The organism is Nitrosococcus oceani ATCC 19707, from assembly GCF_000012805.1.
Classification (GTDB): Bacteria; Pseudomonadota; Gammaproteobacteria; order Nitrosococcales; family Nitrosococcaceae; genus Nitrosococcus; species Nitrosococcus oceani.
In genome coordinates, this window is sequence record NC_007484.1 from 2,792,553 (window position 1) to 2,815,160 (window position 22,608).

22 protein-coding genes and 1 pseudogene are annotated in these 22,608 nt (G+C 48.8%); 8 read left to right on the forward strand and 15 right to left on the reverse strand.

The window, feature by feature from the left end:
* The first annotated feature begins 3 nt into the window (after nt 1-3).
* The 6 genes and pseudogenes from NOC_RS13055 to NOC_RS13075 all read left to right on the forward strand — a co-directional run bounded on the left by NOC_RS13055 (nt 4) and on the right by NOC_RS13075 (nt 6,199).
* Nucleotides 4-1,077, forward strand: coding sequence for an agmatine deiminase family protein (locus NOC_RS13055; protein ID WP_002808921.1), 1,074 nt, complete (start codon nt 4-6; stop codon nt 1,075-1,077).
* Between the two features lie 47 nt (nt 1,078-1,124).
* On the forward strand, nt 1,125-2,006 hold the full coding sequence (locus NOC_RS13060) for a carbon-nitrogen hydrolase (protein ID WP_002811637.1): 882 nt from the start codon (nt 1,125-1,127) through the stop codon (nt 2,004-2,006).
* 159 nt (nt 2,007-2,165) lie between these two features.
* Nucleotides 2,166-2,347, forward strand: a pseudogene (locus NOC_RS16995) (IS200/IS605 family transposase); the annotation flags it as partial.
* A 224-nt stretch (nt 2,348-2,571) separates the two neighbouring features.
* A complete protein-coding gene (locus NOC_RS13065; RefSeq protein WP_002808992.1) occupies nt 2,572-4,071 on the forward strand; it encodes a sensor histidine kinase in 1,500 nt (499 codons plus the stop codon).
* Between the two features lie 2 nt (nt 4,072-4,073).
* Nucleotides 4,074-4,520, forward strand: a complete 447-nt coding sequence (locus NOC_RS13070) for a response regulator (RefSeq protein ID WP_002809301.1) — start codon at nt 4,074-4,076, stop codon at nt 4,518-4,520.
* An 8-nt stretch (nt 4,521-4,528) separates the two neighbouring features.
* Complete coding sequence (locus NOC_RS13075) at nt 4,529-6,199, forward strand: ATP-binding protein (protein ID WP_002810183.1); 1,671 nt, start codon at nt 4,529-4,531, stop codon at nt 6,197-6,199.
* Between the two features lie 76 nt (nt 6,200-6,275).
* Here the strand turns inward: NOC_RS13075 and thrC are convergent, their stop codons facing one another.
* The 3 genes from thrC to alaC form a co-directional block, all read right to left on the reverse strand.
* The gene (gene thrC / locus NOC_RS13080; RefSeq protein WP_002810298.1) at nt 6,276-7,358 is read right to left on the reverse strand and encodes a threonine synthase; all 1,083 of its coding nucleotides are present in this window, start codon (nt 7,356-7,358) and stop codon (nt 6,276-6,278) included.
* An 89-nt stretch (nt 7,359-7,447) separates the two neighbouring features.
* Nucleotides 7,448-8,758, reverse strand: coding sequence for a homoserine dehydrogenase (locus tag NOC_RS13085; RefSeq protein ID WP_002808616.1), 1,311 nt, complete (start codon nt 8,756-8,758; stop codon nt 7,448-7,450).
* 36 nt (nt 8,759-8,794) lie between these two features.
* Nucleotides 8,795-9,976, reverse strand: coding sequence for an alanine transaminase (gene alaC, locus NOC_RS13090; protein ID WP_002810740.1), 1,182 nt, complete (start codon nt 9,974-9,976; stop codon nt 8,795-8,797).
* Between the two features lie 232 nt (nt 9,977-10,208).
* Between alaC and NOC_RS13095 the strand changes: the two genes are divergently transcribed.
* Nucleotides 10,209-11,042, forward strand: coding sequence for an HDOD domain-containing protein (locus NOC_RS13095; RefSeq protein WP_244859974.1), 834 nt, complete (start codon nt 10,209-10,211; stop codon nt 11,040-11,042).
* Nucleotides 11,043-11,085: 43 nt separating this feature from the next.
* On the opposite strand, the gene era is transcribed toward NOC_RS13095, so the two are convergent.
* The 10 genes from era to rpoE form a co-directional block, all read right to left on the reverse strand.
* Nucleotides 11,086-12,006 (reverse strand): GTPase Era, encoded by a 921-nt coding sequence (gene era, locus NOC_RS13100; protein WP_011330969.1) that lies wholly within the window; start codon nt 12,004-12,006, stop codon nt 11,086-11,088.
* Nucleotides 11,999-12,700, reverse strand: a complete 702-nt coding sequence (rnc, locus tag NOC_RS13105; RefSeq protein WP_002810451.1) for a ribonuclease III — start codon at nt 12,698-12,700, stop codon at nt 11,999-12,001. The genes era and rnc overlap by 8 nt, the downstream gene beginning before the upstream one ends.
* Entirely contained in the window at nt 12,697-13,071 is a 375-nt protein-coding gene (locus NOC_RS13110; RefSeq protein ID WP_002809060.1) for a DUF4845 domain-containing protein, read from the reverse strand. Before NOC_RS13110 ends, rnc begins: the two co-directional genes overlap by 4 nt.
* A 20-nt stretch (nt 13,072-13,091) precedes the next feature.
* Nucleotides 13,092-13,904 carry a signal peptidase I gene (lepB, locus tag NOC_RS13115; protein ID WP_002811332.1) on the reverse strand — a complete coding sequence of 271 codons (813 nt, stop codon included), beginning with the start codon at nt 13,902-13,904 and terminating at the stop codon, nt 13,092-13,094.
* Between the two features lie 82 nt (nt 13,905-13,986).
* Nucleotides 13,987-15,807 carry a translation elongation factor 4 gene (gene lepA, locus NOC_RS13120; protein WP_002808772.1) on the reverse strand — a complete coding sequence of 607 codons (1,821 nt, stop codon included), beginning with the start codon at nt 15,805-15,807 and terminating at the stop codon, nt 13,987-13,989.
* 77 nt (nt 15,808-15,884) lie between these two features.
* Nucleotides 15,885-17,300, reverse strand: a complete 1,416-nt coding sequence (locus NOC_RS13125) for a DegQ family serine endoprotease (protein ID WP_002808806.1) — start codon at nt 17,298-17,300, stop codon at nt 15,885-15,887.
* 160 nt (nt 17,301-17,460) lie between these two features.
* Nucleotides 17,461-17,901 (reverse strand): SoxR reducing system RseC family protein, encoded by a 441-nt coding sequence (locus NOC_RS13130; protein WP_002810854.1) that lies wholly within the window; start codon nt 17,899-17,901, stop codon nt 17,461-17,463.
* Between the two features lie 10 nt (nt 17,902-17,911).
* Entirely contained in the window at nt 17,912-18,964 is a 1,053-nt protein-coding gene (locus NOC_RS13135) for a MucB/RseB C-terminal domain-containing protein (RefSeq protein ID WP_011330970.1), read from the reverse strand.
* Entirely contained in the window at nt 18,948-19,520 is a 573-nt protein-coding gene (locus tag NOC_RS13140; RefSeq protein ID WP_244859975.1) for a sigma-E factor negative regulatory protein, read from the reverse strand. Before NOC_RS13140 ends, NOC_RS13135 begins: the two co-directional genes overlap by 17 nt.
* 56 nt (nt 19,521-19,576) lie before the next feature.
* Complete coding sequence (gene rpoE, locus NOC_RS13145) at nt 19,577-20,155, reverse strand: RNA polymerase sigma factor RpoE (protein ID WP_002810582.1); 579 nt, start codon at nt 20,153-20,155, stop codon at nt 19,577-19,579.
* Nucleotides 20,156-20,338: 183 nt separating this feature from the next.
* Here rpoE and nadB point away from each other — a divergent pair, with 183 nt between their 5' ends.
* Nucleotides 20,339-21,940, forward strand: coding sequence for an L-aspartate oxidase (gene nadB, locus NOC_RS13150; protein ID WP_172633691.1), 1,602 nt, complete (start codon nt 20,339-20,341; stop codon nt 21,938-21,940).
* Between the two features lie 13 nt (nt 21,941-21,953).
* Here the strand turns inward: nadB and NOC_RS13155 are convergent, their stop codons facing one another.
* Both NOC_RS13155 and NOC_RS13160 read right to left on the reverse strand, forming a co-directional pair.
* Nucleotides 21,954-22,397, reverse strand: coding sequence for a protein YgfX (locus NOC_RS13155; protein WP_002810583.1), 444 nt, complete (start codon nt 22,395-22,397; stop codon nt 21,954-21,956).
* A complete protein-coding gene (locus tag NOC_RS13160; protein ID WP_011330972.1) occupies nt 22,360-22,608 on the reverse strand; it encodes a succinate dehydrogenase assembly factor 2 in 249 nt (82 codons plus the stop codon). The genes NOC_RS13155 and NOC_RS13160 overlap by 38 nt, the downstream gene beginning before the upstream one ends.

Sequence of the window (22,608 nt, forward strand, 5' to 3'; positions counted from 1 at the left end):
GCCATGGCAGCAGACGGCAAACAACCTCCTCCATTAGCAGAGAAAAGATATACCTTACCTCCAGAGTGGGCGTCCCAAAGTGGAGTCATGCTTGCCTGGCCTACCGCGGAAAGCGATTGGGGACCTTGGCTTAAGGAAATCGAAACGGTGTACCTAAACATTGCCCGAGAAATTGCCCACCGGGAAAAATTGCTCGTTGTTTGCCACTGCCCGAATCACTTAGCTCAGGTAAAAAATCAGTTAGCACAGCAAAATATAAATCCGGCTTCCCTATCGCTGCATGTGGTCCCATTCAATGATACCTGGGTCCGAGACTATGGCCCTCTGGGTTGCCTGGGTTTGGAAGGGCAACTCCAACTGCTCGATTTTGTATTTAATGGCTGGGGCGGTAAATATGAGGCTAACCTGGATAATGAGGTGACTGCGCGGCTACATGGGCAAGGTGTTTTTGGTGCTGTTCCCTTAAAACGCTCGCAACTCACTCTCGAGGGAGGAAGCATCGAAGTTGATGGCGCAGGCAGCCTTCTTACCACTACGCGTTGTTTATTATCTGGGACCCGCAACCGCGGCCTTGGCCAAGCAGCCATAGAAACACAACTCAAGCAGTGGTTAGGGGTTGAGCGAATACTATGGCTGCGCCATGGCCAACTCAGCGGGGATGATACTGATGGTCATATTGATACCCTGGCCCGTTTTTGCAACCCCCAGACAATATGCTATGTAGCCTGTGATGATCCAAAGGATGAGCAGTACCTGGAACTGCAAACCATGGCGGAAGAGCTACGGCTTCTGCAAACCCTTGGAGGCATCCCCTACCGTTTAGTGCCTTTGCCCTGGCCGGCTCCTAAAGTTAGTGCCAACGGAGAGCGGCTACCGGCAAGCTACGCCAATTTTCTTATTATTAATGGAGCGGTATTGGCGCCGACCTATCGAGATTCCGCCGATACCCAAGCCCTCTCCATTCTCCAAACCTGTTTCCCGGATCGGCAAGTGGTTGGTATTGACTGTCTCCCGCTCATTCAGCAATATGGCAGCCTCCATTGCATTACCATGCAACTACCCGCAGGTATCCTATAACTCGGACACCCTATTGAACTCGGGATTTTTATATCGCTATCGGATATATGCCATTGAAAGTCGCCATCGTTCAACAAGTCTGTAGCCAGCAGCGTCAAGCAAATATCGGCCATAGCATCCGAGGGATTCGAGAGGCGGCGGCACAAGGCGCAAAGCTGATTCTATTGCCAGAACTCCATACCGGACCTTACTTTTGCCAGACCGAGAATACCCGGTATTTTGATCTGGCAGAGCCTATCCCTGGCCCTTCAACGGAAGTTTTTGGCGCTCTGGCTGCAGAGCTTGGGGTGGTCCTTGTCATTTCCCTATTCGAGCGCCGGGCACCGGGCATTTACCATAACACAGCGGTGGTTTTGGAGGCCGATGGCCGCATGGCGGGGCGTTATCGCAAGATGCACATTCCTGATGACCCCGGCTTTTATGAAAAATTTTATTTTACCCCTGGCGATCTAGGATTTACCCCCATTGACACTTCCGTTGGACGCCTTGGAGTCTTGGTTTGCTGGGATCAATGGTATCCCGAGGCGGCCCGGCTAATGGCCTTAGCTGGGGCGGAATTACTGCTTTACCCCAGTGCTATTGGCTGGGACTCGCACGATGATGAAGCAGAAAAATCCCGCCAGCAGGAAGCCTGGATCACGATACAACGGGGCCATGCCATTGCTAATAGCTTGCCTCTTCTCGCCAGCAACCGAATTGGCCTGGAGCCTGACCCCAGCCAACAGACGCCAGGCATCCAGTTTTGGGGCAGCAGTTTTATCGCCGGACCTCAAGGCGAGTTGCTCGCCGTGGGACCAAGGGATGAGGCGGTAGTATTAGTGGCAGAAATCGACTTCCAACGCACCGAAACCCTGCGCCGAATTTGGCCCTACCTGCGGGATCGCCGGATTGACGCCTATGAACCCCTTACCAAACGTTATCTTGAGTAACTGCACTCCGCCACTCGGACGGCGCTTCCCACTTCCTAGGCAACCACCGGCGACCTACCGGATTTACGTAAGCCTCCATGAGCACAGATAGCCCTTCCGCCTTCAACTTCAAAATTCCTTGGTGCTGAATGTTCAGCGCCGCGCCAATGTCCATCAGTGGTGTTGGTCAACAACTTGAAGTCCACATCGTCCCGGCGCGTCCGTTTCCTGAATACCCACCTCCCCCGCTTGAGTAAAAGTGCGGCGCTGTGGTCGCGGTCATACTTTACTTGCAGCGCAGGGGGGCGCCGCCCTTGAAACGCTCAAGGCATTACGTGAATGGGCAGACAACACCGGACTAGAACGGCTGCGCAGTTCCCCCTTGTATCTCCGCCCGCACATTGAACGGAGGGAAATTACGCGGATTTTTGCTAGGAAATTAGAGATCCCACAACCTAGCCTCAATAACGCTTTTCCCTTTCATAATCGATACTAGACTGCTTTGCTCAATAAATCACGCTATTATAATAGTCATAAGCGTGGTACATTTCGCAAACAGCCTTATAAGCCATTATCTCACCGAACTATGTTAAGCCGGTTATTGAGAGTAGAAAGCTTTAAACACCTATTGGAATCTGCCTCTAACGCTTTACTGATTTCGGATCACAAAGGCCAGATCGTTTTTTCCAATACTGCGCTGGAGAAATGCTTTGGCTATACTGGCAAAGAGCTGCTCGGGCTTACTATTGAGGATCTTATCCCCAAGCGTTTTCGACTACAGCATAAAACATATCACGCTGATTATATTGCCTCTTCCCACCTTCACGGCACCCATCAAGGGTTAAGCGATACCTTAAAGCCCCTGGGGCTACATAAAAATGGCACTGAATTTCCACTAGAGGTTAGCCTCATTCCCTTGGAAACCTCAACGGGCCTCTATGTACTTTCTATCATTCAGGATATCACCCCGCAGAGATCGGCTGAAGAAGCCCCGTCCCAATACCAAGCGCTGGCCTGGGAAAGCAAGGCCCGCTTACAAGCTATCTTGAATACAGCTACCGATGGCATCATCGTCATTGATGAAAACGGCATCATTGAAACATTCAACCCAGGGGCAGAGCGGCTATTCGGATACAAGGCGGCGGAAGCGATTGGTCAAAATATCCTTATTCTCATGCCCTCCCCCCATCGGGAACAGGGTACCGGATACATCGAGAGATACCTCCAAACGGGCCAAGGAGAATTTATAGGCGCCAGCCGCGAAACTACTGGAATGCGAAAAAATGGCTCCACTTTTCCCATTGACATCTCTATTTCCGAGATGCGCTTGGGAGAGCGCCGCTTGTTTACGGGGATAGTCCGCGACATTACCGAACGCCACCACTTCAAGGAATTAGAGGAGAAAAACGCCGAACTGGAACGCTTTATTTACACGGTCTCCCATGATCTTCGTAGTCCTTTAATCACTATTCAAGGCTTTTCAGGGATGCTGAAGCAAAGTTTTACCCAGCATAACCAAGAACAAATACTAGAAGACATTGGGCGTATTCAAGCAGCAGCGGGTAAAATGCAACTATTACTTGATGACTTGTTGGAACTCTCCCGTATTGGACGTTTGCTTAATAGGCCCGAAAAATTTTCCCTCAGCGATCTCGTCCATGAAGCTATTGAACTAGTCCAAGGCGCTATTACCAAGGGGGGCGTTCAAATCAAGGTTGCCCCAACTTTGCCTCATCTGTTTGGCGATCGCAGGCGGCTCCTGGAAGTTATGCAGAATCTCATTGAAAATGCCGTCAAGTTCATGGGCGATCAGAAAGCCCCGCGGATTGAAATCAATGCCTACGAAGAAGAAGGGAAATTGCTATGCTATGTGCGAGACAATGGCATGGGGATCAACCCCCGCTACCATGATAAAATTTTTAATTTATTTGACAGCCTTCATCAAAGTGTAGAAGGTACGGGAATTGGACTAGCCATTGTCAAGCGTATTATTGAAGTCCATAAAGGCCATGTCTGGGTTCAATCAGCAGGCGTGGTTGGCCAGGGAAGCACATTTTATTTTTCTCTTCCAAGAGCTCCCGATTAAATATGAAAGGAGAAATTTTAAATATCCTGCTGGTGGAAGATAATCCGGATCATGCAGAGCTTGTAATGCGCAGCTTCCAAGCGCATCGCGTCGCAAATTGTATCCATCACGTCATCCATGGAGAAGAAGCCCTCCAATACCTGTTTCGGCAAGACATCTATAGCGATCCAAGAACAAGCCCCCGCCCCCATGTTATCCTGCTAGACCTGCGCCTGCCCCGCATCGATGGTCTAGAAATACTAGAAATTATCCGCTCTTCTCCCGAGATTAAAAATATTCCCGTTGTGGTACTGACCACTTCTAAGGCGGAACAGGATGTGGCCAAGGCTTATAGCAAACATATTAATAGTTATCTAGTCAAGCCTGTTGATTTTGAAGGCTTCAATCGGATGATGGAAGATTTGGGATTCTATTGGTTAGCTTGGAATCATTATCCCTGGTCTGAATAGTACGCGACTTGACCACTCCAAAACAAAAATCTTCCTCTCTAAAGCCCATTCACCTTCTGCTAGTCGAAGATGAGGAGAGCCACGCGGTACTTATCCAACGGGTGCTACAGAAACACCCAAGCAGGCAACCCTTTCATGTAACAATTGCAGGCAGCCTCCAGGAAGCTCGTGAGCACCTCCGTACGGCTGTCCCCGATCTTGCCATTATCGATATCCGCTTACCGGATGGCAGCGGCATTGATCTTCTGACAGCAGAAACCGGCGTTCCCTCTTTTCCTATCATCGTGACGACCAGTTACGGGGATGAGAAAATAGCGGTAAAAGCCATGAAAGCGGGAGCACTAGACTATGTTGTAAAATCCGAAGCCGCTTTCAACGACCTATCCCATGTGGTTGAACGCGCCCTACGGCAATGGCATGAAATGTCCGAACGCAAGCGGGCCGAAAAAGAACTAGAGAATCAGGCCAAACAGCTCATGGCGCTGTCCCATATCAGTCACCAGGTACTCTCTGGAAAGGAAATTAATGCGCTGATGAGAGAAGCCGTCAGCCTGATCGGCCGCACCCTTAAAATCATCAAATGCGCCAAGATTCTAGAGCTGCTTCCCGATCATAAAACCTTGTTGCTACGAGCCGCCACGGGCAGATGGAGTTCTCTAGTTGGCCAAACCACTGCTGTCTCTGATCAAGACCCCCTGATCAATCACGTTTTAGCTTCTGACGAAGTAGTTTTTGTCGAAGATTTACGCACCGATGAGCGGTTCAGGGGATCGTTTCTATTCGAACAGTATGGGCACATTAGCGGGATTAGCTTCCCCCTCTCTGGCCAGGATGGTTGCCTAGGCATCTTGTGGGCTTGCTCGGACCAGCGCTGGATGCTGAGCAACAATGACATTAGCTTTCTACAGTCGCTAGCAAACACTTTGGCAGTCGCCATCGAGCGTAAGAAGGCAGCAGCGCGGATGCGTAAGCTGCAAAACGATTTACTCCACGCTAACCAATTCAGCACGCTTGGTGAATTTGGGTCTACGCTTGCTCATGAAGTCAACCAGCCCATCACTGCCGTTATTAATTACGTACGAGCTTGTCAGCAGATCATTATGGCGGGTAAAGAACCAACAACCCTCCAAACCATTCATGAACTCATGGATAAAACTGCCGGTGAAGCGGACCGGGCCGCTTCGATCATCCATCACCTTCGGGAATTCGCCCGAACTGGAGAGCTTTGCCGGACCTACGAAAGCCTTAACACCACGGTTCACGATGCCAGCCAGTTGGCTTTAGGGGAAGCGGCTGACGGTGATATCGCGGTTAATTTCGAACTTAGCCCTCGGTTACCCCCTCTTTACATTAATAAAATCCAAATTCAACAAGTTATATTTAATCTCGTTCGCAATGCGATTGAGGCACTTACAGAGACAGAAAGAAAAAGAATTACTATTAAAACAGCTTCAACCCGAAAACATACGGTTGAAGTCCAAGTTCAAGACACCGGCCCAGGCATTAACCCACTCTCCAAAGATAAAATTTTCAAACAGCGCTTCTCCACAAAAAATAAGGGGATGGGCTTGGGGCTTCCCATCAGCCATTCAATTATCAAGGCTCATTACGGAGATTTATGGTTCTCTGAGACACCTGGCGGTGGTGCTACTTTCCACTTTACTCTTCCTATTACCTAGTAATCATAACCGATGAATAGCTAATTATACCTCTATTAAAAATACTGACGTTTCCCAGTTGCACCAGACCAAGAAGCTAGCTTTCCAAATTATCTAAAATAGCCCCCTGAACCGACTCTAGGCTCGCTTCAACCGCTACCAGGGGCGCTTTGCTCTGGGCGATGGCGGTATCCGGATCCTTTAAACCGTGGCCAGTGAGGGTGCAAACGATTTTACTATCACTGGGTATTTTACCCGCTTCGATATCCCGTATCGCTCCAGCTAACCCAGCGGCCGAAGCGGGCTCGCAAAATACACCTTCTCTTTCCGCAAGTAATTTTTGAGCCGCCAGGATTTCTTCGTCGGTGCAGGCGCTAAACCAGCCCTGGGATTCCTCCTGTGCTTTCCATGCCTTGTCCCAACTTTGGGGATGGCCAATACGAATAGCGGTAGCAACCGTTTCCGGTTGGTCCACCATTTTACCCTCAAGAAAGGGAGCTGCCCCGCTGGCTTGATAACCGCACATGCGGGGCCGTGTATTGACGATCCCATGGGCATGATATTCACTGTAGCCCATCCAATGGGCAGTGATATTGCCTGCGTTGCCCACCGGTAAGCAATGGAAATCCGGGGCACATTCCAGCTCTTCGATGATCTCGAAGGCCGCCGTTTTTTGTCCCTGGATACGGTAAGGATTAATAGAGTTCACAATGGTCACGGGCGCTTTATTCGCCACTTCCTTGACTAATTGCATGCCTTTATCGAAGTTACCCTTGATTTGGATGACGATTGCTCCGTGCATCATAGCCTGAGCAAGCTTGCCATGGGCGATTTTACCTTCCGGGATAAGCACGAATGCAGTAATTCCCGCCCGTGCCGCATAGGCAGCCGCCGAGGCCGAAGTATTACCGGTGGAGGCGCAGATAATAGCCCGGCTACCCTCCTCGACGGCCTTCGTAACAGCCATAGTCATACCACGGTCTTTAAAAGAACTTGTCGGGTTTAGTCCTTCATACTTAATATAGATATCAACCTCCCGGCCCAACACTCGCGGAATATTATTCAGCCTAATAAGGGGAGTATTTCCCTCTCCCAGGCTTATTACCCGAGTGTCGTCATGGACCGATAAGCGGTCCCGGTATTTATCGATAAGGCCAGTATAACGAGATCGAAATGGCATAATAAAAAATCCTAACTTAATTTTAGAAGGAACTAGATAAACTGATATTAAGGAAAATTTTCTAAAAAGCTATGAAAAAACGAGCTTTCCTAACACAGAGTCTCTAAGCGGATCCGGGTCACCGGCCCTGCGATGGACTCTAAGGCTTCAATACGGCGAATAGCTTCGTTCATATTCCGTTCCAGCACAGGTTGGGTCAGCATGATAATAGGCACGTGGTTCTCCCCTGCCGCAGGTTCCTTCTGAAGGATCGCCTCAATACTGATACTTTGATCCCCAAATACTCGGGTGACCTCGGCCAGTACGCCCGGCTCATCCATCGCCCGCATCCGCAGATAATAGGCGGTTTTTACCTCTTCCATCGAAAGAATGGGGAGATCCACCAAGGCATCGGGTTGAAAAGCAAGATGCGGTACTCGGTTTTCTGGGTCAGAAGTTAATGCCCGAACCACATCCACCAGATCAGCAACCACGGCGGAGGCCGTGGGATCAGCGCCTGCACCAGGGCCATAGTAAAGAGTCGATCCCACCGCATCTCCCTTTACCAGGATCGCATTCATGACTCCTTCTACATTGGCGATCAAGCGGCGATAGGGAATAAGGGTAGGGTGTACTCTCAGTTCAACCCCCTCTGCCAAGCGGCGCGCAATGCCCAGATGTTTGATCCGGTAACCCAATTGTCCAGCGTAATCGATATCCTCACGGGTAATGGCACCAATTCCCTCTGTATAGACTTGCTCAAACTGTAACGGAATACCGAAAGCAATAGAGGCTAAAATCGTCAACTTATGGGCAGCATCAATGCCCTCTATGTCAAAAGTAGGATTTGCCTCTGCATAGCCTCGGTGTTGAGCATCCACTAGCGCTTCAGCAAAATCACACCCTTTATCCCGCATCTCGGTGAGGATAAAATTACTCGTACCATTGATAATTCCGGCTAACCATTCGATATGGTTACCCGCAAGACCTTCACGCAGAGCCTTGATAATGGGAATACCTCCCCCTACCGCCGCTTCAAAAGCAACCATTACGCCCGCTTTTTGAGCCGCCTCAAAGATCTCGTTGCCATAAAGTGCAATCAGCGCTTTGTTAGCTGTAACCACATGCTTACCCTCGGCAATCGCCTTCAGCACTAGGGTACGGGCTAAATCAGTCCCCCCTATGAGTTCAACGATAATTTCGATCTGGGGATCGGCCACCACTTCATGGGGGTTAGTCGTTAACCAGATACCTTCTGTATCACAGCTGCGGGCCTTACGGGAGTCGCGGGTCGCAGCACAGTAGACCTGGATACCACGCCCAGCGCGGCGGGTAATTTCTTCGGCATTACCCGAGAGAACATTGACTGTACCGCCACCCACCGTACCTAAACCAAGCAAACCTACCTTAACCGGCTCCAACAGGCTTCTCCTTAATTAAAAAAATAATAAAATACTTCACTGGGCCTGCCTAAACATTTGCCGTATCCCACGGATAGCTTGGCGGGTACGGTGTTCATTCTCAATTAAACTGAAACGAACATAATCGTCACCATAGGTACCAAAACCCACCCCAGGCGAGACCGCTACTTTAGCCTCGTTCAGCAGTTTTTTAGAAAACTCTAAAGACCCCAAATGGCGAAACGGCTCTGGAATAGGCGCCCAAACAAACATGGTAGCCTTAGGCAGTTCCACCTGCCAACCCGTAGCTGCAAGGCCCTGGCACAAAACGTCGCGGCGCCTTCGATAAGCTTCGCAAATCACTTTTACACAATCCTGAGAACTTTCCAAGGCGGTAATGGCTGCCACTTGAATAGGCGTAAACATGCCATAATCCAAATAGGATTTCATCCGGGTAAGGGCAGCAATTAGCGCCGGATTACCGCACATAAATCCCACTCGCCAGCCCGGCATGCTATAAGTTTTGGACAAAGAATAAAACTCTACGGCAATATCCTTGGCTCCAGGCACCTGCAAAATCGAGGGTGCGACGTAATCATCAAACACAATCTCGGCATACGCAAGATCATGCACCACCCAAATCTCGTGCTCGCGAGCAACCCCGATGACCTGCTCAAAGAAAGAAAGATCCACGCACTGGCCGGTGGGATTAGCAGGAAAATTGAGGACCAACATTTTAGGGCGAGGCCAAGTATCCTTAATGGCTTTTTCTAATTCAGCAAAGAAGTCCACTCCTGATACTAACGGGACATGGCGTATATCGGCCCCAGCAATCACAACACCATAGGGGTGGATCGGATAGGCTGGATTAGGCACTAATACGGCATCGCCCGGCCCTAAAGTAGCCAGTGCCAGGTGCGCCAACCCTTCCTTAGAGCCAATAGTCACAATGGCTTCGCTTTCAGGATCTAACGTTATATTATAGCGTTTCCGATACCATTGGCAGATAGCTCGGCGCAGCCGCGGAATTCCTCGCGAGACGGAATAACGATGGGTATCCGGGCGCTGTGCAGCCTCCACCAATTTATCCACAATATGCTTCGGCGTGGGCTGATCAGGATTGCCCATCCCAAAATCGATAATATCTTCTCCCCGAGCTCGAGCCTTCGCCTTTAGCTCGTTGACGATATTAAAGACATAAGGGGGGAGGCGTTGAATGCGTGGAAATTCCTTAATCAAATGAGTTACCTACTAGCCAACTGAAAATACTGAATGGTAAAAAAGAGTGTTAAATATCCTTGCAACCCGTTACCAGCAGATTAATGCGAGCATCAAGGCGGTTGCTGCTTTGAAAATTTAAACAATCCTTTATATGGCCGATATGTAAAACGAGCGGCATTGCTAGGAAGCATTATTCATCAAGTTTCCATATCAAAAACTAATGCGCTATCAGCGCCCGGAGGAAAACGAGGTGGTACAATTGGAGCAATTTTGCACCGAAATCCTTGAAGATCTGGCCAATAATCAATTGGTATTACCTACCTTGCCCGAGGTTGCGCTCAAGATTCGGGAAGTGGTTGATGATCCGAACACATCGGCTGCCGACGTCGCAAAAATCATTGTCACCGATACCGCTCTCTCCGTACGCCTGATTAAAATCGCTAACAGCCCCCTCTACCGTGGCCGCCATCCCATTAATAACGTCCAAACAGCCTTGGCCCGCCTAGGCACTGCCTTGGTGCGTAACCTCGTTACCAGCCTGGTAATGGAGCAAATATTCCAAGCAACCTCCGAATCCTTAGATTGGCGCATGCGCAAGCTTTGGGAGCAAAGCACCCAAATAGCTACGATCGCCTATGTACTCGCCGGTCAGAAGAATAAGCTTAAACCTGACGAAGCATTGCTTGCAGGGCTTATTCATCAAGTCGGCCTACTCCCTATTCTCCTGCGTGCTGAAGATATGCCGGAATTGCTAGAGAACGAAGCGGCGCTAGATGAAATTATGACACAACTTTCTAGTACTCTTGGTAAAGCCATCCTAGAAAGCTGGCGCTTTCCACCAGAGCTTGTAGCTGTTACCGCCGAACATAACGATCTGCAGCGCAATCCAAAACCAGAACCGGACTTAGTAGATGTGGTTATTGTAGCGAAATTGCAAAGTAACCTTAGCACCATCGAATCTTATAAAGACTGGCACACCATACCCGCTTTTGCCAAACTAGGCTTTAGCACGGATATTAGCGTGATTGATCTAGAAGGAAACGAAGCCGAAGTCCATGAAGTCAGAACAATGCTTGCTACCTGAGAAATACCCTCTGTTGGAAATTAAAAAATACTTTCTAAAGTTGCTAGGTATCTGCATAACCTAAATGATGCAGCAGACGTTCATTATCCGACCACCCTTCGCGAACTTTGACCCATAACTCCAAATAAACTTTACTTCCAAACATCCGCTCCATATCAAGACGAGCCTCATAGCCAATACGTTTGAGGCCTTCCCCTTTCTTCCCAATCACGATAGCTTTCTGCCCTGGACGCTCGACGTAAATCGTCGCAGCAATCCGGTAAAGATTTTTTTCTTCCTCAAGGGATTCCACAAATACTGTGAGCGCATAGGGTAATTCTTGCCCCAAATAACGGGTTAGTTTCTCACGGATAAGTTCCGCCGCTAGGAAGCGTTCACTACGGTCCGTCACCTGATCCTCAGGATAAGCCATCGGTCCCTCTGGCAGCAATTCAGCAACTTTGCTCTCCAACACTGCCACATTATCCCCTTTCCATGCTGATACAGGAATAATGGCAGCAAACTCCCTTTTCTTAGAGAGCGTGGCTATCGCTGGCAACAACGATTTTTTGTCGATGATCCGGTCCACTTTATTAAGAACAAGGACAATGGGAACTGCACACCTACGTAATCGCTGCAAGATCCATTCGTCATCCTTAGTGAACTGAAAGGCTTCGATTACGAACAGGATCAGATCAACTTCCTCAAGAGTAGAGTCTATAGCCCGATTTAGATAGCGATTCATGAGCCGACGCTCTTTATCCTGAAAACCAGGGGTATCCACATAAATTGCCTGGATACCGGCCAAAGTCTTGATCCCTAAAATCCGGTGACGGGTGGTCTGAGGCCGGCGTGAAGTAATACTAATTTTTTGACCTAGGATACGATTGAGCAAACTGGACTTTCCCACATTAGGGCGGCCAATAATGGCAATATAACCACAGCGAATACCTTGCGTACCCTCTTGGGTTAACATCTCAGACATTCATATCCTCATTTTCCGCTAGCAACAGAGCCAAAGCCCGAGTTGCTGCATCCTGTTCAGCCTTACGGCGACTGCGGCCAATACCTATTACTGAAGGAAAGGTGTTATTGAGGGTGCATTCGACCTGGAAAACTTGATCATGGGCTTCCCCGCTCACCGCGCTTACCCGATAATCGGGCAGGGGAAACTGCCGGGCCTGCAGATACTCTTGGAGACGGGTCTTGGGATCCTTGAGATTAAGGAGAGCTTCATTGGTAAGTGTCTCTAGCCGATCCCGATAAAGAGAACTCACCAACTTACGACAAGCCTCTAATCCCCCATCTAGGTAAACAGCGCCTATCACCGCCTCAAAGGCGTCTGCAAGTATGGAGGTACGACGATAGCCACCACTTTTTAATTCACCCAGACCGAGGATCAAATGATCTCCAATTTCAAGCTCCCGGGCTAACTCCGCCAGAGTTTCTCCTTTAACTAATGTAGCCCGAAGTCGGCTTAATTCTCCTTCCTGAGCTCTAGGAAAACCACTATAAAGGAAGTCAGCAATGAGAAAATTCAGAATAGAATCTCCCAGGAATTCCAGGCGCTCATTATTCTCCTTAGTAGCGCTACGGTGGGTTATCGCATGGCGTAATAGGGCTGGTTCTGCGAACCTGTAGCCTAATTTTCGGCACAGCCGTTCCAAACCGTCGGTCAAGGCGAAGAAACCTCGATTAGAGGGTTAAAATGGGCCATCAGGTCGATATTACCCAGAAAAGGGGTGCGCACTTCATAATCAACAGCCACCGTTACCGTACGGCGGGTTTTAATAATTTCAATATTTTCCTTGGAAACATGAGCAACATCATTGATATCCAGACGCCGCAGTAAAGCATTACGGATATTGGTTTTACCCATTGCATGTAAATCGGGCTGATTAACCAAAGATTCTAAAGATGTTTTCACACTAAAATATTCCATATAGAGGGGAAAAAGGCGCATTATGCCCAGGCCGACCAAAGCCAATAAAGCGAGCACCAAAATCCAGCCTAAAAAGCTCATGCCTCCCTGTTGTTTTCTATAATGCATCCCCCCGTCCCTTTAATCTATTATTGAATGGGCTCTCCAATACGGTTCCAAACAACTCCACCCTGATCCCACTGCCAGCTCATCCAAACCATAAAAGCCTTACCCACCAGATTTTCTTCAGGCACTACCCCCCAAAAGCGGCTATCATTACTCCGATCCCGATTATCTCCCATCATAAAATAGTGGCCTTCAGGAATAATGTACTCGCCTTCCACTAGGCTTGTTCCAGGCTCCACTACAATCTGGTGTTCCCTATTCCCCAAATGTTCTACCCGAAGCACTGCGGAATGATTATAAGAGGAATCCTCCTGGTAGTAAGGCCCGACGCTCTCCTGCGGCATGAGTTCACCATTAATATAAACGGTTTTATTAAAGTAACCGATGCGATCCCCTGGCAACCCGACCACCCGCTTAATATAATCAACGCTAGGATCCTTTGGGTAGCGAAAAACAACGACATCGCCCCGCTGAGGCTCCCCCATATCAATAATCTTCTTATTAATAACTGGTAAGCGGATTCCATAAATAAACTTATTAACCAGAATAAAATCCCCTACCCGAAGGGTTGGGATCATAGACCCTGAGGGAATGCGGAAAGGCTCTACCAAAAATGAGCGCAGCACTAAGACAATGACAATGATGGGGAAAAAGGAACGGGCATATTCCACCAGTACTGGCTCCTTACTGGCCTCTTTTAAGTCAACCTGGCCAGCTCCTCCTTTTCTAGCCGCTGCTTCACGCCGGGCTGGCGCCCACAGCCAAGCATCCAACCCCCAAATCGTGCCTGTGATCACAGCAGCGGCCAACATTATCGTAGGAAAATCCACATTCATCGGAAACACTTACCTTAAATTGACAGAATTACAGTTTAGAAAATTTTTGACAATCAATCTTGGCCTTGCCTTTGGGGTATGTTCAAGGTTTTTTCCCCACCTTCAACACAGCCAAAAACGCTTCCTGAGGGATTTCTACAGATCCCACTTGTTTCATGCGCTTTTTACCTGCTTTCTGCTTTTCTAATAGCTTGCGTTTACGGGTAATATCGCCGCCATAGCATTTCGCTGTCACGTTTTTACGCAAAGCTTTAACGGTAGTGCGCGCCACAATATGAGCGCCAATTGCCGCTTGAATAGCTACATCAAATAGCTGCCGGGGGATCAGCTCTCTCATCTTTTCAGCTAATTCTCGCCCTCGATAGTGCGCCTGATTCCGGTGGACAATCAGTGAGAGCGCATCCACCCGCTCGCCATTAATCAGCAAATCTAATTTAACCAAATCCGCAGACTGGAAGCGTGAGAAATGGTAATCTAGGGAAGCGTAACCACGACTCACTGACTTGAGGCGTTCAAAGAAATCCAACACCACTTCGCTGAGTGGCAATTCATAATTCAATGAAATCTGATTCCCCAAATACTGGAGCTGTTTTTGTGTTCCGCGCTTCTCTTCACATAGGCCGATGACTGCTCCCACATACTGCTGAGGCACCAAAATATCTGCCTGGATAATGGGTTCACGAACCTCGGCAACCTGTCCCGGTTCAGGCAAAATAGAGGGATTGTCTATGCGTAAAACCTCACCCTTGGAAGTCAACACTTGATATACTACGGTCGGTGCCGTCGTGATTAAATTTAGACTATATTCCCGCTCCAAGCGCTCCTGTATAATCTCCATATGAAGCATACCCAGGAAGCCGCAACGGAAACCAAACCCTAAAGCTTGGGACGTCTCTGGTTCATAGAATAAAGCAGCATCATTAAGACGAAGTTTAGCAAGCGCCTCTCGAAGATCCTCATAATCATCTGAGTCGACAGGAAACAAGCCTGCAAAAACTTGAGGCTTCACAGCTTTAAATCCTGGCAGCGCTTTAGTGGCAAACTGCTCAACGTGAGTCACCGTATCCCCCACCGGTGCCCCATCCACATCCTTGATTCCTGCAATTATATACCCCACTCCGCCTGTGAGAAGCTGTTCCACTTCCCTGCGTTTAGGCGTAAATAACCCCGCCTTCTCTACCCGATAGTGCTGGCCCGTAGACATAATTTTAATTTTATCTTTAGGTTTAAGGCAGCCATCTACCACCCGCACCAGAGAAATGACTCCCAAATAATTATCAAACCAGGAATCGATAATAAGCGCCCGCAAAGGCGATGCTGGATCACCCTGGGGCGGAGGAACGCGAGCAACTAAAGCTGCTAGAAGCTCTTCGATCCCTTGTCCTGTTTTAGCGCTTACCTGCAGAGCGTCGCTAGCATCCAATCCGATAATCTCTTCAATTTCTTGGCACACCCGCTCTGGCTCTGCCGAAGGGAGATCGATCTTATTAAGAACAGGTACCACCTCTAAACCCTGCTCAATCGCTGTATAGCAATTAGCAACACTCTGGGCCTCAACGCCTTGAGAAGCATCCACCACCAGCAAGGCCCCCTCGCAGGCAGCCAGTGAACGAGACACTTCATAGGAAAAATCCACATGTCCCGGTGTATCAATAAAGTTGAGGTGATAAACTTCTCCATTCCGCCCACAGTAGTTTAAGGAAACACTCTGGGCTTTGATAGTAATGCCTCGCTCACGCTCAAGATCCATAGAATCCAGCACTTGCTGAGCCATCTCACGTTTACTCAAGCCACCACATATCTGAATGAAACGGTCAGCGATCGTCGACTTGCCATGATCAATATGGGCAATAATAGAAAAATTTCGAATATTTTTCATGCTGTGGCTAATAGACAAGCCCATCGGCTATAAAACAGAATAGAGATCGAGAATCCTCTCCCGAAAAGCCGCTTGCATTATACAAACAGCAAGGGAGTTACTCAGCTCCCCTCTGGAATGGTGATGGCGATAAAAGAGGTGGTCTGCTCTCGTTGTAATAAAAGAGGCACTGCCTTACCCGCAGGCAATTTTTTAGCAAGCTCTTTGAACTGGGCAGTATCCTTTATCTCCGTATTGTTAATACTAAGAATAATATCCCCATGCCGAATTCCCGCCTCGAAGGCGGGCCCTTCTTCTACTTTCGTCACTCGCACACCAGAGACCACATCAAGCTGTGTACGCTCCTCTTTTTTCAAGTCGGCTATCTCAAGCGCAAGTCGCTCCTCAAATATATGATCCGGTTTCCCTGTTGCCTTCTCCAATTCCTTTTTTTCTGGCAGCTCTCCAATTTTAATTTTGAGTGTTTTTTCATCACCAGCACGTAAAATTTGGATGTCAACCGTCTCACCAATCTCGGCTCGCCCCACCAGTGGCGGCAAGGCCGCTGACCGAGGCACTGATTTTCCATTAAAATCCAGGATAATATCGCCCACTTGGACTCCTCCCTTAGCGGCTGGGCTATCCGCTAAGACCCTGGCTACCAGAGCCCCTTGAGGTTTCCCAAGCCCAAATGATTCTGCCAACTCACGGGTAACATCCTGAATCACAACCCCCAGCCATCCTCGAGTCACCCGTCCTTTTTCCTTGAGTTGATCCACGACCTCCATGGCTACATCAATAGGTATAGCAAAAGAAAGCCCCATGAAACCGCCTGTACGGCTGTAGATCTGAGAGTTGATACCCACTACTTCCCCCATTAAGTTAAAGAGAGGGCCGCCTGAATTTCCTGGGTTAATAGCCACATCAGTTTGAATAAACGGAACATAGCTCTCCTCCGGCAAACTCCTTCCTAAAGCACTAACAATGCCCGCTGTGGCCGAATGCTCGAAACCAAAGGGCGAACCTATGGCAAGCACCCATTCGCCAACCTTAAGCTGACTGGCATTGCTTTGCCTCAGAGTAGGTAGATCTTTTGCTTCTACTTTTAGCAGGGCAAGATCGCTACTCTCGTCACTCCCTACAACTTCGGCTTCCAGCTCTCTTCGGTCGCTAAAGCGCACGATAATCTCATCTGCATCCTGGATGACGTGATTATTCGTGATAATGTACCCATCCGATGAAATAACAAAACCTGATCCTAAAGAATGGGTTTCAAAGCTCCGGGGTTCACCCGTTCCCTCGTCAAAAAAGCGGCGAAAAAAATCCTCAAAGGGACTACCCTCTGGTAATTGGTGTAACCCGTGTGGCAAACGGGAGCCGCCTTGAGTGATTTTCTGGGTAGTGCTGATATTAACCACCGCAGGACTATTATTTTTCACCAATTCAGTAAAATCAGGCAACCCTGCGGCCTGCCCAGTCACGGCAATCAGTAGCGATATCGCCAAGAGGGCCCATTGTTTGTTCAAAAAACGCTTCATGCTAACTCCCAATATTTGCCGCGTTAAGTTAAAGGGTATGATTTGACAAGGAAAAAAATGATAGGGGGATAAAACTTAGCCAAAAGATAAAGAGCCTCGCAGATTTAGCTTAAGCTAATATTTTACTATCCCATTCAATCCATAGGATCTGATTTTTATACTACCTTTGTCTACCTACGGTACGCAGGATTTTAGGCTCAAGGTCAGGCCCCATCCGCATATACCTCACCCCTAACAACCCTCCTGCCAATCCCCCAAGCCCCAACAGTACCTCTAAACCTTCATTACCCCCAAAATGTGGCGCCAGAGTTCCGCCTAGCCCTGCACCTAACAGCATCGCTAACAAGGGTACCATGTAGAGCAAGAAAGAGCCTTGGAGAAAAGCTTTTTCAGGAAGGCCCACAATCACCCTATCCCCTGCCTCCGCCCCCACCGGATTAGAAGCCTTTACCATTATGGGTTTTATCATCAAATACTTGGCAATAGATCCCGTGCCGCATCCTTGACTCAAGGTACAACCATGGCAGCTAGTACGACGCTCCGCCTCCACCCAGGCATAGGTTTCACTTTTTACGATCACTTGTGCGCTTGCTTCAACCATGGCTCAAGGCTTAATCGGTATTGGAACTTAGATAACGAATAGATTTACCCATCCGCTCCACGGTTATATGAGGAACCTCCCCCACCAGCGTTAGGTAATGGAGTGCTTGAATAGTACCATAGGCATTGACTGCTCCCATGCTTGAAAATCCACTTAAATGGCTCCGCTTAGTATGCCTTACAGGCTCAATAAATATGGACACCGAACTTAACCCATCCGAATAAACCATATGTTCTACGGGCGCTTGGCTATTGGGCAATAAGTCTCTGCTGTGGGCCACGAGAGCAAACCCCGCAGGAAGCCAGCCGATCTTCCACTTACTTTCATGATTATCCGGGTCCATACTCAGAGATTCACCTTCCCGCCATGAAAACTCCCTTCCCGCTACCGTCGGCACCAGTTCGGTATCAGGAATTTTCGCAGGCAGCAAAAGCGAAGTAAACATCATCTGCTCGAGAATCTGCCCCCCATCTTCAGTCATAACAGTCTTCAGTAATAGCCCCGTCTCCCTATCTATCCATAAGTGATAGCCATAGCGATACTGATCTCTGGGAACAATGACAACCTGTTGCGTTTCTCTTCCCGCGATTCGATCCGGCTTTCCGAGGGAGAACTGGTAATGCTCCCGCATGGCCTTCAGCTTAGCAGGTAATCGCCTGGAAAGACCATTATTGCTGCGAAAACTCTTGCTCCTGGCAACGACTGCTTTATCCGGGTAGCGGTGTTCATCCACCAATACAGCCTTATCCTCAGGGAGGATACAAGTAACTAGCTCATTATTGCGGATAATCTCCCGAGGCATACCATTTAAAGAAACCAGGCGCTCGTGCTCCCCATACTCGTCTACTTTATGAATCACCTGGACTGCTTTGAGTCGGCTATTCTGCAAATAAACGAAAACACCCTGGTAATTAAGGGATTCTGCCGCCTTCCCCATTCTATCAATGAGTTGTAACGCAGTATCGGAGCTTTTCCCTAGGGAAGCGGATGGAAGCGATGTGGCCAAAATCGTTAAGAGGAGAGTGCAGAAAAATCTCTGGAAGTGCTTAGCGGGAGCTTTCATAGGATACGATACGTCCATAGCGAAGCATACCCGGCATATCAACATATTCAGTATGGTTAACCAAATAAGTATTCAGACGCTCTTTGACGTCAGGCTCAAGGACCGCCCAATGGCGGCTATTTTTCTGAAGGGGCGCGATTTCGGGACTTGAACTAACTGGCAAGGTAGTAGCTATTTGAGATTGCGATATTAATGGCTTACTGGCTAGCGACTGTATTCCTAGTACAGCAACTGCGCTTAACGACGCCGCTAGCGCAAGACCGGCCCCATACCGCCACTTTTGTCGTAACTGCCTGGAAATATCGGTCCCGCGATGCTTTTCTGCCAGTAGTAGAGGAGGTTCATTATCCAAAATCTGGGAGACTCGCCTCGCTAAATCATAGCGAGAAGCCCCTGGCAGATGACCTTGCAGGGAGTCTCGGACTAAGTGATAGTTTTCCCAACGCCTACGCACCTCTTCCTGGGTCTTAAATGCCTGGAGCACGGATTGTATCTCTTCAGATGGAAGCTCTCCATCCATTAAAGCCGAGAGTTGTTCATTAAGTTCATCATTCATCACGATTCCAACCATCCATAATCCATTAGTTTAAGACCTAAATATCTTTAAAGTAATTAATAAGCTAAAAGAGGTTTAACCTTTTCGTCGATAGCTTCTCGCGCTCGGAAAATGCGCGAGCGCACGGTCCCAATAGGACAATCCATCGCTTCAGCAATTTCCGCGTAGCTCATAGCTTCGAATTCGCGCAAAATAATCGCCACACGTAACTCATCCGGTAATCCCTCGATGGTCTCGTTGATTGTCTTCTCGATTTCATCACGTAGCAGCAAATTTTCGGGTGTGGCATACTCCTTTAGTACCGTTTCTGCTGCATACTGTTCCGCATCTTTTGCATCAATGTCATTCTCAGGGGGACGGCGGCTTTGAGCTACGAGATAATTCTTGGAGGTATTGATGGCAATGCGATATAACCAGGTATAAAACGCACTTTCCCCCCGGAAGCGGGGTAAAGCCCGGTAAGCTTTAATGAAAGCTTCTTGGGCTACATCTAAGGCTTCCCCAGGATCGTGGATATAACGGGAAATAAGCCTTAAAATTTTCCGTTGATACTTGAGAACCAGCATGTCAAATGCTTTTTTATCTCCGCGCTGCACGCGCCGTACCAATTCGCCATCAACCTGCTTGTCGCTCATTCCGGCCCGCCTATCCCACTGGAGAGCGGCTTAAGCTGTCAAAATCATAGACAGCTACGTTATCGAGTAGTTCGTATCTCATAATTCGCCGATTAAACTGTTGAGTAATTTATTATTCTGACCTGTTTTGCACCTACGTGCTAGAGAACAAGCCAAAAATTCCCTATGAACACCTTTAATCCTATGACTCATAACTATGATGTGCTGATCATCGGTAGCGGCTCTGCAGGCTTAACATTGGCCTTACACCTAACTTCTAAAGCTCGAATCGCCATCCTCTCCAAACGCACCCTAGAAGAAGGGGCCAGCCTCTATGCTCAAGGCGGCATCTCCGTTGCCCTCGATAAGAACGATTCCACCAAATCCCACATCGAGGATACCTTACGGGTGGGGGCTGGCCTGTGCGACGAAACAGCCGCCCGCTTCACGGTTGAGCAGGCCCGCGAGGCCATACACTGGTTGATTGCAGAAGGGACTGCTTTCACCCGCGATAGCAGTGGAGGCTCCGGCTACCATCTTACCCGGGAAGGCGGCCACAGTCACCGCCGAGTCATTCATGCAGCTGACGCCACCGGCCGGGTAGTAGAAACTAAACTGGTTCAGCTCGCTAAAGCGCGATCTAACATTGAAATATTCGAAAACTACGTAGCTATTGAACTGATCACCAACCATAAACTAGGCCGAGACAGCAACCAATGCTTGGGAGCCTATGCCTTAAACCGGGTCCAGGGCCAGGTAGATACCTTTAGCGCCCGCTGTGTAATTCTTGCTACCGGTGGCACCGGCAAAGTCTATCTTTATACGAGCAATCCAGATGTTTGTACGGGCGACGGGATCGCTATGGGCTGGCGTGCTGGCTGCCGGGTGGCCAACATGGAATTTATTCAATTCCATCCAACCTGTCTCTACCATCCCCACGCTAAGTCTTTCTTAATTACAGAAGCACTGCGCGGAGAAGGCGGACGATTGCTGCTGCCTAATGGCAGCCCCTTTATGCACCGTTTCGACCGGCGTGGAGAACTCGCCCCCCGCGACATCGTGGCCCGAGCCATCGATCATGAAATGAAACGTTTGGGCATTGATTGCGTATATCTGGATATCAGCCATAAACCAGCAGCGTTTATCCGCCAACACTTTCCTAACGTCTATGCTCACTGCTTAGAATTTGGCATCAATATCACCCAAGCACCTATTCCAGTCGTTCCCGCTGCCCATTATACTTGTGGTGGCATAGTCACGGATTTACGCGGACAAACCGATCTTAAAAATCTCTATGCAATCGGCGAAACGGCTCATACCGGACTCCATGGAGCCAACCGCATGGCCAGTAATTCTTTGCTAGAATGCCTAGTTTTTGCCCGGGCTGCTGCTCAGGATATTAACGCCCGGCTCGCGGGAATTTCACAGGCCGAATCTTTACCTCCTTGGGATGAAAGTCAGGTAATTGATTCTGAAGAAGAAATTGTCGTTGCCCATAATTGGGATGAATTGCGGCGCTTTATGTGGGATTACGTGGGGATCGTGCGGACGGTAAAACGTTTGCAACGGGCTCAGCACCGGATCGATTTATTGCATCAAGAAATCGCCGAATATTATGGAAATTTCCGAATTACCAACGATCTTATCGAGCTACGCAACCTAGTAGTGGTTGCCGATCTTATCATCCGCTCAGCTCTAGAGCGCAAAGAGAGCCGAGGATTACATTATATCTTGGATTACCCGCAAAAAAATTCCGTGACGAAGAACACCGTTTTAATTCCTCCCAGCAAAGCACAAACCAGCTAATAGGCGGTTGCAATTAAGAGCAAGAGATCCGCAAACGTACCCGCAGCCGCCGCAGAGATTCCGGATCCACATTGTCTGATAACAAAACGACGCTTGTCCGCTGCCACCAAGCCCCAAGCACAAAATTCAGCACCACAAGACGAGATCCCACAAAACAACCCGGTAATAGCTTACCTATATACTCCCTACCATTGCGCCGGCGTAAATACCAAACATTATCGCTATCCCAGAAAATCTGGACAACCGCCTTCGAACTTAATAACAGGGCCTGACCACGTAAGCTTAGGTAAAAACTGGCAATAACCGCACTACTCAAAAGTATACTCAGCTCCCAAGAGAGTGCTAGCCTAGGAAGAAGCGCCAGTACCCCACCGTGGACAGCAACCAGATAAACAACCAAAGTACGGGAGGGGTAGCGTTTAAGATAAAGCGGCGCGGCGTATTTTGGCGATGACATTAGCAGTCACAGGATCGGGATGAGGTTCTTCACCCAGGCAATATCGCCATAGATCCGGATCTGAATGGTACAAAAGTGTTTCAAACGCTCTCTTCTCTTCATCAGGAATGCTTTCATAAGAAATTTCCAAAAAATTCCCCAGCAGGAGATCCAATTCCAACAGCCCGCGCCGACAGCGCCAACGCAAACGATGAAGGGAATGCTTCGACAT

Bases quoted from the DNA above. Each gene is read 5' to 3' on its own strand.
- NOC_RS13055 (WP_002808921.1), top strand. From the start codon at position 4: ATGGCAGCAGACGGCAAACAACCTCCTCCATTAGCAGAGAAAAGATAT.
- NOC_RS13060 (WP_002811637.1), top strand. From the start codon at position 1,125: ATGCCATTGAAAGTCGCCATCGTTCAACAAGTCTGTAGCCAGCAGCGT.
- NOC_RS13065 (WP_002808992.1), top strand. From the start codon at position 2,572: ATGTTAAGCCGGTTATTGAGAGTAGAAAGCTTTAAACACCTATTGGAA.
- NOC_RS13070 (WP_002809301.1), top strand. From the start codon at position 4,074: ATGAAAGGAGAAATTTTAAATATCCTGCTGGTGGAAGATAATCCGGAT.
- thrC (WP_002810298.1), bottom strand. From the start codon at position 7,358: ATGCCATTTCGATCTCGTTATACTGGCCTTATCGATAAATACCGGGAC.
- era (WP_011330969.1), bottom strand. From the start codon at position 12,006: ATGTCTGAGATGTTAACCCAAGAGGGTACGCAAGGTATTCGCTGTGGT.
- NOC_RS13110 (WP_002809060.1), bottom strand. From the start codon at position 13,071: ATGCATTATAGAAAACAACAGGGAGGCATGAGCTTTTTAGGCTGGATT.
- lepB (WP_002811332.1), bottom strand. From the start codon at position 13,904: ATGAATGTGGATTTTCCTACGATAATGTTGGCCGCTGCTGTGATCACA.
- lepA (WP_002808772.1), bottom strand. From the start codon at position 15,807: ATGGGCTTGTCTATTAGCCACAGCATGAAAAATATTCGAAATTTTTCT.
- NOC_RS13125 (WP_002808806.1), bottom strand. From the start codon at position 17,300: ATGAAGCGTTTTTTGAACAAACAATGGGCCCTCTTGGCGATATCGCTA.
- NOC_RS13130 (WP_002810854.1), bottom strand. From the start codon at position 17,901: ATGGTTGAAGCAAGCGCACAAGTGATCGTAAAAAGTGAAACCTATGCC.
- NOC_RS13135 (WP_011330970.1), bottom strand. From the start codon at position 18,964: ATGAAAGCTCCCGCTAAGCACTTCCAGAGATTTTTCTGCACTCTCCTC.
- NOC_RS13140 (WP_244859975.1), bottom strand. From the start codon at position 19,520: ATGAATGATGAACTTAATGAACAACTCTCGGCTTTAATGGATGGAGAG.
- rpoE (WP_002810582.1), bottom strand. From the start codon at position 20,155: ATGAGCGACAAGCAGGTTGATGGCGAATTGGTACGGCGCGTGCAGCGC.
- nadB (WP_172633691.1), top strand. From the start codon at position 20,339: ATGACTCATAACTATGATGTGCTGATCATCGGTAGCGGCTCTGCAGGC.
- NOC_RS13155 (WP_002810583.1), bottom strand. From the start codon at position 22,397: ATGTCATCGCCAAAATACGCCGCGCCGCTTTATCTTAAACGCTACCCC.
- NOC_RS13160 (WP_011330972.1), bottom strand. From the start codon at position 22,608: ATGTCGAAGCATTCCCTTCATCGTTTGCGTTGGCGCTGTCGGCGCGGG.